General features: G+C 66.1%; 8 protein-coding genes and 2 pseudogenes. 7 read left to right on the top strand and 3 right to left on the bottom strand.

Annotated features, from left to right (window positions below):
• The 7 genes and pseudogenes from L810_RS44270 to L810_RS03685 all read left to right on the top strand — a co-directional run.
• Positions 1–100: pseudogene (locus L810_RS44270) on the top strand (LysE family translocator); the annotation flags it as partial.
• A gap of 234 nt (positions 101–334) precedes the next feature.
• Entirely contained in the window at positions 335–1,105 is a 771-nt protein-coding gene (locus L810_RS03710) for a ferredoxin--NADP reductase (RefSeq protein WP_027788896.1), read from the top strand.
• Positions 1,106–1,520: 415 nt separating this feature from the next.
• Entirely contained in the window at positions 1,521–2,336 is an 816-nt protein-coding gene (rqpS, locus tag L810_RS03705; RefSeq protein WP_042973076.1) for a quorum system sensor histidine kinase RqpS, read from the top strand.
• 7 nt (positions 2,337–2,343) lie between these two features.
• Positions 2,344–3,000 (top strand): response regulator transcription factor RqpR, encoded by a 657-nt coding sequence (gene rqpR, locus L810_RS03700; protein WP_021157028.1) that lies wholly within the window; start codon positions 2,344–2,346, stop codon positions 2,998–3,000.
• 232 nt (positions 3,001–3,232) lie between these two features.
• Positions 3,233–4,639 carry an amino acid permease gene (locus L810_RS03695; protein ID WP_021157027.1) on the top strand — a complete coding sequence of 469 codons (1,407 nt, stop codon included), beginning with the start codon at positions 3,233–3,235 and terminating at the stop codon, positions 4,637–4,639.
• A gap of 556 nt (positions 4,640–5,195) precedes the next feature.
• On the top strand, positions 5,196–5,699 hold the full coding sequence (locus L810_RS03690) for a hypothetical protein (RefSeq protein ID WP_027788893.1): 504 nt from the start codon (positions 5,196–5,198) through the stop codon (positions 5,697–5,699).
• A 210-nt stretch (positions 5,700–5,909) separates the two neighbouring features.
• On the top strand, positions 5,910–6,935 hold the full coding sequence (locus L810_RS03685) for an XdhC family protein (protein ID WP_027788892.1): 1,026 nt from the start codon (positions 5,910–5,912) through the stop codon (positions 6,933–6,935).
• 115 nt (positions 6,936–7,050) lie between these two features.
• On the opposite strand, the gene L810_RS03680 is transcribed toward L810_RS03685, so the two are convergent.
• The 3 genes and pseudogenes from L810_RS03680 to L810_RS48050 form a co-directional block, all read right to left on the bottom strand.
• On the bottom strand, positions 7,051–7,788 hold the full coding sequence (locus L810_RS03680; protein WP_021157024.1) for a PepSY-associated TM helix domain-containing protein: 738 nt from the start codon (positions 7,786–7,788) through the stop codon (positions 7,051–7,053).
• A 269-nt stretch (positions 7,789–8,057) separates the two neighbouring features.
• A complete protein-coding gene (locus tag L810_RS03675; protein WP_021157023.1) occupies positions 8,058–8,375 on the bottom strand; it encodes an EscU/YscU/HrcU family type III secretion system export apparatus switch protein in 318 nt (105 codons plus the stop codon).
• Positions 8,372–8,574, bottom strand: a pseudogene (locus L810_RS48050) (flagellar hook-length control protein FliK); the annotation flags it as partial. The gene L810_RS03675 and the pseudogene L810_RS48050, both read right to left, overlap by 4 nt.

The raw sequence follows: 8,574 nt of genomic DNA, 5'->3' as shown, positions 1-8,574 counted from the left end.
GCGCGCGCAGCGCGGCTACCGGCGCGTGCGGCGCCCGCTCGACGCGCTGTGCGGCGTGGCGCTCGTCGGCCTCGGCGCGAAACTCGCGGCCGAGCGCTGAAAATTGAAAGCAGATTGAAATAATTCGTTGCGCCAAATCCGCGCAGCCGCGGGGGTCAAGCCCGCGATCCGCGCCAACAGGGTAAAATAACGAGTTCCTCAATCGTCTGTCATCGAGAAGGCGCGTGTCCGACGCGCCGGCCGGCCGATCCTCGATCGGGCCGTCGCACTCGGTTTTTTTGCCCGTTTTTGGGCCCGTTACTCGCGTTCGCTACGCGCGTCCGTTTTCAAAGCCATGAGCAAATACGACACCGCCACCGTCCAATCCGTCCATCACTGGACCGACACGCTGTTCAGCTTCACCTGCACCCGTGAGGCGAGCCTGCGCTTCAACAACGGCGAATTCACGATGGTCGGCCTCGAAGTCGACGGCAAGCCGCTCGCGCGCGCCTACTCGATCGTCAGCCCGAACTACGAAGAGCATCTCGAATTCTTCAGCATCAAGGTGCAGAACGGCCCGCTGACGTCGCGCCTGCAGCACCTGAAGGTGGGCGACACGGTGCTGATCGGCAAGAAGCCGACGGGCACGCTGGTTGCCGACAACCTGCTGCCGGGCAAGACGCTGTGGATGCTGTCGACGGGCACGGGCCTCGCGCCGTTCATGTCGATCATCCGCGATCCGGACATCTACGAACGCTTCGACAAGGTGATCCTGACGCACACGTGCCGCCTGAAGGGCGAGCTCGCGTACATGGACTACATCAAGCACGACCTGCCGGGCCACGAGTACCTCGGCGACATCATCAAGGAAAAGCTCGTCTACTACCCGACGGTCACGCGCGAAGCGTTCGACAACGAAGGCCGGATCACCGACCTGATCGCGACGGGCAAGCTGTTCACGGATCTCGACGTCCCGCCGTTCTCGCCGGAAAACGACCGCGTGATGCTGTGCGGCAGCACCGCGATGCTGAAGGACACGACCGACCTGCTGAAGCAGGCCGGCCTCGTCGAAGGCAAGAACAGCGCGCCGGGCCACTACGTGATCGAACGCGCATTCGTGGACTGATCAGTCCCCAGATTTGCGCGTCATCAAGAACCGGAGCGAAAGCTCCGGTTTTTTTTCGTCCCTACTTGGCGAATTCGTAACAAATTGGGATCATCCCATCTCAAATAGTTACATTTGGATACGTCATCGTCCGGCGCTCGGGTGTCAGTGTTTTTCCTACAACACGTTCATTCCGATTATTCACATTTACCCTTAAATGTCCGCCCGACATGACCTTTTCGGAAATTTTGAGATATTATTCGCCGCGCGTGGTTGCCGTTCGGATGAGAGTGGAAGGGTCGGATGCAAGTGTTACAAGACGTAACTTTTGTTACCTCGGCAGGGTGCGATTCTCTGGCGGCGACTGTCTTCGAAACGGCAGCCGATCCACGCAGCCAGCCGGTGTCTGAACCGCTTTCTGACAGCAGGGAGAGTCATGGATACGTCGCTTAACGCGCCTTTGGGCGCCCACGCCCCGTTCCCGTCGCAACAGCTCGTGCCGGGCTGCGCCGCGACTCCGCCCATTGCCGACGCCGCGCCGAAACGCGGCGCCTCCGCCGCGCGGATCGCAGCGCTGTCTGCCCAATTGCTCGCCGCCGACGAAGCCGCTCGCCGCCACCTGGCCGGTGAGTTGCATGACGGACTCGGCGCCGAACTGACCGCCGCGCGTTTCGCGCTCGCAAACGTTCAAACGTGGCTGCCGGCCGACGCGCCGGACGGTTGCCTGCGCGCGCTGGAGCTGGCGCAGCAGGCGCTCGACGCCGCAACCGACGCGAATCGCCGGCTGATCGACGAGCGCGACACGCCGGCGCTCGACGCGGGCGTGGTCGGCGCGTTGTCGTCGTGGGTCGACACCCATGCGGCACGCACGGGCCTGCGCACCAGCTTCGTGTGCGCAGCCGATGCGCGCCTGACGCAAGTCGCCGGCGCCGGCGCGCTCGCGGTGTTCCGCGTCGCGCAGGAAGCGTTGTCGAACGTCGCGAAGCACGCCCGCGCGACGTCGGTCGACGTGCGGATCGTCACCGACGGCACGCATCTGTCACTGATTATCTCCGACGATGGTACCGGTTTCCCCCGCAGCCGCCGCAGCGGCTACGGTCTCGCCGGCATGCGCGCCCGCTGCGAGGCGTTCGGCGGCAGCTTCGAGACGGCCACGCCGGAAGCCGGCCACGGCACGCGCGTCACCGCGCGCTTCGCCTGGGATTCGCTGCTCGCGGTGCCCGTCACGGCCCGCCGCGCGTCGCTTTCGTGAGGTCGTCATGAGCCTGAACATCCTGCTCGTGGACGATCACGCGATCGTCCGGCAAGGGATCCGCCAGTTGCTGATCGACCGTGGCGTCGCGCGCGACGTCACCGAGGCCGAGAACGGCGGCGACGCCATGGCCGCCGTCGACAAGCAGGAATTCGACGCGATCCTGCTCGACATCTCGCTGCCGGACACGAACGGCATCGAAGTGCTCAAGCGCCTCAAGCGCAAGCTGCCGCGCACGCCGGTGCTGATGTTCTCGATGTACCGCGAGGATCAGTACGCGGTGCGCGCGCTGAAGGCCGGTGCCGCCGGCTACCTGTCGAAGACGGTCAACGCCGCGCAGATGATCGGCGCGATCCAGCAGGTCGCGGCCGGCCGCAAGTACGTGAGCCCCGCGATGGCCGAGGCGCTCGCCGAATACGTGTCGTTCGAGAACGAGCCGCTGCCGCACGAGAAACTGTCCGATCGCGAATACCAGACGCTCTGCATGCTCGCGTCGGGCAAGCGGCTCACCGACATCGCGAACACGCTGTCGCTGTCCGTGAAGACGGTGAGCGTGTACCGGTCGCGGCTGCTCGAGAAGATGCGGCTGTCGAACAATGCGGAACTCACGTTCTACGTGATGAGCAACCAGCTCGTCGACATGGCGCCCACGGCCGGCGCCTGATTTCCCCGCCCGGCCCGACTCACCTGGCCCGCCCCGGCGACGCGGCGCATGCCGCGCCGCCGCCGAGTGCCGTCCGCCGCCCCGCCTTTGGGCGCGCAAGCGCTTGTTTTATCGGACGATTTCGCGGCACACCGCTGCGCCGCAGCGAGTCTTGCGCGCCAAATCGGCTAAAATTGCGGGTTTTCACTCAGTCAGCGCTATCGCGCCCGCGCGCGCTGGCGATTCATCCGCAATGTCTCTCTTCCGCAAGAAAAACGTCGATCGCATGATCGCCGGCGCGCAGACCGCCGGGCTCAAGAAAGCGCTCGGCGCGATCGACCTCACCTTCCTCGGCATCGGCGCGATCATCGGCACCGGCATCTTCGTGCTGACCGGCACCGGCGCCGTGCAGGCCGGCCCCGCGCTGATGCTGTCGTTCGTGATCGCCGCGATCGCATGCGGCCTCGCGGCGCTGTCGTACGCGGAATTCGCGTCGACGATCCCCGTCGCCGGCTCGATCTACACGTACTCGTACGCGACGCTCGGCGAACTCGTCGCGTGGATCATCGGCTGGGACCTGATGCTCGAATACGGCCTCGCGTCGTCGGCCGTGTCGGTCGGCTGGTCGGGTTACCTGCAGTCGCTGCTGCAGGGCTTCGGGCTGACGCTGCCCACCGTGCTGACGGCCGCGCCCGGCGCGGTGCCGGGTGTCGTCACGTGGTTCAACCTGCCCGCGTTCCTCGTGATGATCGTGATCACCACGCTGCTGTCGATCGGCATCCGCGAGTCGACCCGCATCAACAACATCATGGTGTTCATCAAGGTGTCGGTCGTGCTGCTCGTGATCGCGGTCGGCGTGTTCCATGTGACGCCCGCCAACTGGAAGCCGTTCATGCCGCACGGCTGGAACGGCGTGTTCGGCGCGGCGGCCGTGATGTTCTTCGCGTTCATCGGCTTCGACGCGGTGTCGTCGGCGGCCGAGGAAGTGAAGAATCCGAAACGTGATTTGCCGATCGGCATCATCGCGTCGCTCGCGGTGTGCGCGGTGCTGTACGTGACGGTCGCCGCGGTCGCGACCGGCATCGTGCCGTCAGCGCAGTACGCGAACATCTCGCACCCGATCTCGTATGCACTGCAGGTCGCCGGCGAGACGTGGGTGGCGGGCTTCATCGATCTCGGCGCCGTGCTCGGCATGCTGACCGTGATCCTCGTGATGAGCTACGGCCAGACGCGCGTGATCTTCGCGATGTCGCGCGACGGGCTGCTGCCGGCAACGCTGTCGCGCGTGCACCCGCGCTTCGCGACGCCGTTCCTGACGACCTGGCTCGTCGGCCTGTTCTTCGGGCTGATCGCCGCGCTCGTGCCGCTCAACGTGCTCGCCGAGCTGATCAACATCGGCACGCTCGCGGCGTTCTCGATGGTGTCGATCGCGGTGCTCGTGCTGCGCCGCACGCACCCCGACCTGCCACGCGCGTTCCGCTGCCCCGGCGTGCCGGTCGTGCCGATCCTCGCGGTCGCATCGTGCCTGTTCCTGATGCTGAACCTGCAGCCCGTCACGTGGGCCGCGTTCGGCATCTGGCTCGTGATCGGCCTCGTGATCTACTTCCTGTACTCGCGTCACCACTCGAAGCTCGCGCACGGTCGCCACGACGCGCACTGAGCGCCGCCGTGCCGCACGCGGCACGGTGCGCATCCGCGGGGCCGCCATCCGGCCCCGCCCCCTCCTCTCCTCTCCTCTCCGCTCCCTCGCCCGTCACGCCGCCGCGTTGCGTTTCCCGCAACGATTCGCGCGGCAGTTTCCGTTTTCCTCGACCGTTTTCCGAATACCGGTATATTCGATTCGGATCGACAAATTAATCGATGAAAAATGCAATTCAATTGAATTGAATATGAATAGAAGAAAATAATCTCGCAAACGACATTGAACTCCTTCATTCGCCAAACTAGTATTCAGGTCGGCCGGCCGCACACACCCGCCCAGCCTGCGTCAGACGGGGAATTTGCCGCAGCATGAGCGCAACGCGATGCAATCGGCTTCATCGAATCGCATTTCCATCAAACAGAAATTCATTGCGTGTTCACGGACGAATTTTCAGCATCTTTTTAATTAACAACATTTAAAGCCGGATAATCCGGTCGCTGGTATTAAATTGCCTCCGAGGGGAGGCATGTCGCTGCACCTGTCCGAAGTTCAACAAGAACCAGAGAGGTCTGTCATGAGCAATACATTGGTCAACGTCACGGCGAAGGTCGAAATCAGCGCGACCAACCAGACGATTGCGGGGCTCAGGGATTATCAAAGCAAGAACTGGGCGATCGGGCTGAACGGGGATACGCTCGCGCCGGATGGTTTCCTCACGTTCTTCACCGAACGCAACCTGCCGTTCAGCTACTACGTCCGCGCGCGTGGCGTCTCGGTCGGCGAGCCGAGCGCATACCAGGCGAACATCGAGACGCTGACGCAGCACATCGCCGCGATTCGCGCGTCGGAGACGAACCAGGTCCAGGCGACGATCCGCGAGCTCGAGCTGTACAAGTCGCGGAACTGGGCGATCGGCCTGAACGGCACGACGCTGCAGCCGGACAATTTCCTGCCGTTCTTCGGCACCCGCTCCGTGCCGTTCGAGTATTACGTGCGCAGCGGCGGCGTCGAGCTTGGCTCGCCGAGCGCGTATGACAACAACATCCGCAACCTGACGCAGTACCTGGGCTCGCTCTGACGCATCGCCCCGCCGGGCGAATGCGTCCGCCCGGCAACCTGCCGACGGCCCGGCACGGGCCGTCCCGCCCGCCTTCCCCGCCGCTGCGCGCCTCCCCCTCCCCGTTTTGCGCCTTTCCCCGTCCCTGCACGCTTGTCGCGGCCGGTTCATAATCGCGCCATCGAACGGCGGCCCGCATCGACGGGTGCGCCCGGCAACAGGAAGAAGATGATGGAAAGCGTCGATCTCGATGTATTGAAATCCAGCGCGCGCTGGCTCGAAGAAGGGCGCCGCGTGCTGCTCGTGACGGTCGTGAAGACCTGGGGCTCGTCGCCCCGCCCCGAAGGCGCGATGCTCGCGGTCCGCGAGGACGGGCTCGTGGTCGGCTCGGTGTCCGGCGGGTGTATCGAGGACGACCTGATCGCCCGCGTGCATGCGAGCGGCATCGCGGCCGACGCGCGCCCGGAAGCGCTCAAGTACGGCGTGACGGCCGAGGAAGCACATCGCTTCGGGCTGCCTTGCGGCGGCACGATCCAGCTCGTGCTCGAGCCGCTCACGCGCGACAGCGGGATAACCGCGCTGTGCGCGGAAGTCGAGGCCGGGCGCCTCGTCACGCGCACGATGACGCTCGCGACGGGCCGCGCATCGCTGTCACCCGCGCAGGCCGCCGACGGGCTCGCGTTCGACGGCGAGCGGCTCGTGACGATCCACGGGCCGCGCTACCGGATGCTCGTGATCGGCGCCGGCCAGTTGTCGCGCTATCTGTGCCAGATCGCGGTCGGGCTCGACTACCAGGTGACGGTATGCGATCCGCGCGAGGAATACACCGATGCGTGGGACGTGCCGGGCACGCGCGTCGTGCACACGATGCCCGACGATACGGTGCTCGAGATGAACCTCGATGCGCGTTCGGCCGTGATTGCACTGACGCACGATCCGAAGCTCGACGATCTCGCGCTGATGGAGGCGCTGAAGACGCCCGCGTTCTACGTGGGCGCGCTCGGCTCGCGGCGCAACAACGCGGCACGGCGCGAGCGGCTGCGCGAATTCGACCTGAGCGAAGCGGAACTGGCCCGGCTGCACGGGCCGGCCGGCATCTACATCGGCAGCCGGACGCCGCCGGAAATCGCGATCTCGATCCTCGCCGAGATCACCGCCGCGAAGAACCATGTGTCGCTGCCGACGATCCTGCAGGTCGAAGGCGCGAAGGCCGCGCGGGAGATCGCGGCGAACAGCGGCGCGGCGTGCGGCCTCTGATCGGCGGGTAGTCGCGCGGGATACGCGGCCGCGACGGGCTAAGCCGACGAAACTGGCGAAGCCGACGAAACTGACGACAGCGCACGCGCCGGCGGCCGGCCGGCGCGCCCGCCGGTCAGGTCAGGCCGGCGGCAAGCGCCGCGGCGACCGAACCGACCACCAGCACGACGCCGACCGTGCGGCGCTTGTTCAGCTCGGTCCACAGCAGCACGCCGGTCAGCGACAGCAGGATCAGCGAGCCCGCGATCGTGTCCATCAGCAGCACCCAGCCGAGATTCATCCCGACGCCGCGATGCAGGTTGTTCAGCGTCGTCAGGAACGTGTTGCCCGTGCGCTTCACCGAGACGTAGCCGTTGCCGACCCAGTATTCGGCCTGCAGGTTCTGGTGCGGGCCGAACAGGCCGAACTGCCAGTGCTCCGGCTGCATCACGCGCTTGTCGCCCCACGCAACGGGCTGCGCGGCCTCCTTGCGCATGCGCCCCGGCTTGCCGTCGAAATTCAGCTCGTGCTGCAGCCACTTCGTCATCGCGGCGGGCGTCTTCGGCACCGGATCGGGCAGCGCGATCTGCATCTCCTCGACCTGCGGCTCGCCTGTCGAAATCTTCAGCGGCGGCGCGCGGTGGTTGAGCAGCACGCCCGTCACGCCGAACAGCAGCCCGAGCACCGCGCCCCACAGCCCGACCCAGCCGTGCACCTTGCGCAGCCACTTGATGAAGGTCGCGCGGCGCGAGCGCTGGCGGCGCGCGGCCAGTTCGTCGTCGCTCAGCGGGCGGGCCGCCGCCGGGTGCAGCACGGTGACGCCCGCGCGGGCAGTACCCGTCCTGGGCGGATTGATCGTTTCGGGCGCATTCACGCGAAAGGTTCCATTCGTTCAAAACAACGGGCGGCGCGCAAAACGTGCGCGCCGCCCGGGTAGCATGAAAATGAGAATGGATATCATTACACAAACAAACCGGCGGCTCAATCCATCCGGGTGCGTCGCGGCACGCCCGGCAAGAGCAAGAAGGCGGGCAAAGCGCGCACGTTGCGCCGCGATGCCGGCCGATAACCGAAAAATGCCGCCAGAATGACCTTGCAAGACCAGGACAGCATTTCGTAAGAAGTCGCGCGATGCCGGGCGATTCAGCGCAGCGGCGGCAGCGGAAAGCGCGGTGTGGTGTCGTCCGGCGCGGGCTCGGTGCGGTCGAGCGCGTACAGCCACGCGAGCAGATCCGCGACCGCCTGGTAGAGCTGCGGCGGAATCCGGTCGTCGAGATCGACCTGCATCAGCAGCGACACCATCTCCGGTGCCGTATGCACGTACAAGCCCGCATCGTGCGCACGCGCGACGATCATCTCGGCGAGCACGCCGTAGCCCTTCGCGACCACGCGCGGCGCCGCATCGCCGCCCTTCGGATCGTAGACGAGCGCGGCCGCGCGCTTGCGGGACGTCATGCTCATGGCAGCGCCTCGTCGTCGGTATCCGGCGCATGCGTCGCCGGGCCGCCGGCCGAACCGCGCGCATACGCGGCGGCGGCCGCCTGGGCTGCAAACAGATCGAAGCCGTCCGGGCCGTCGTCGACCGCGCGGATCGACAATCCTCCCACCCTCAGCCCCGACACCTCGAGCCGCTGCCGCAGCGCGGCCTCGTGCCGCGCGA

Origin of the sequence: Burkholderia sp. AU4i (genome assembly GCF_000466765.1) — a bacterium.
GTDB lineage: Bacteria > Pseudomonadota > Gammaproteobacteria > Burkholderiales > Burkholderiaceae > Burkholderia > Burkholderia cepacia.
Note: the sequence above shows the minus strand (reverse complement) of the source record. Positions and strands in the feature narration are given on the sequence as shown.

Bases quoted from the DNA above. Each gene is read 5' to 3' on its own strand.
- L810_RS03695 (WP_021157027.1), top strand. From the start codon at position 3,233: ATGTCTCTCTTCCGCAAGAAAAACGTCGATCGCATGATCGCCGGCGCG.
- L810_RS03690 (WP_027788893.1), top strand. From the start codon at position 5,196: ATGAGCAATACATTGGTCAACGTCACGGCGAAGGTCGAAATCAGCGCG.
- L810_RS03710 (WP_027788896.1), top strand. From the start codon at position 335: ATGAGCAAATACGACACCGCCACCGTCCAATCCGTCCATCACTGGACC.
- L810_RS03675 (WP_021157023.1), bottom strand. From the start codon at position 8,375: ATGAGCATGACGTCCCGCAAGCGCGCGGCCGCGCTCGTCTACGATCCG.
- L810_RS03685 (WP_027788892.1), top strand. From the start codon at position 5,910: ATGGAAAGCGTCGATCTCGATGTATTGAAATCCAGCGCGCGCTGGCTC.
- rqpR (WP_021157028.1), top strand. From the start codon at position 2,344: ATGAGCCTGAACATCCTGCTCGTGGACGATCACGCGATCGTCCGGCAA.
- rqpS (WP_042973076.1), top strand. From the start codon at position 1,521: ATGGATACGTCGCTTAACGCGCCTTTGGGCGCCCACGCCCCGTTCCCG.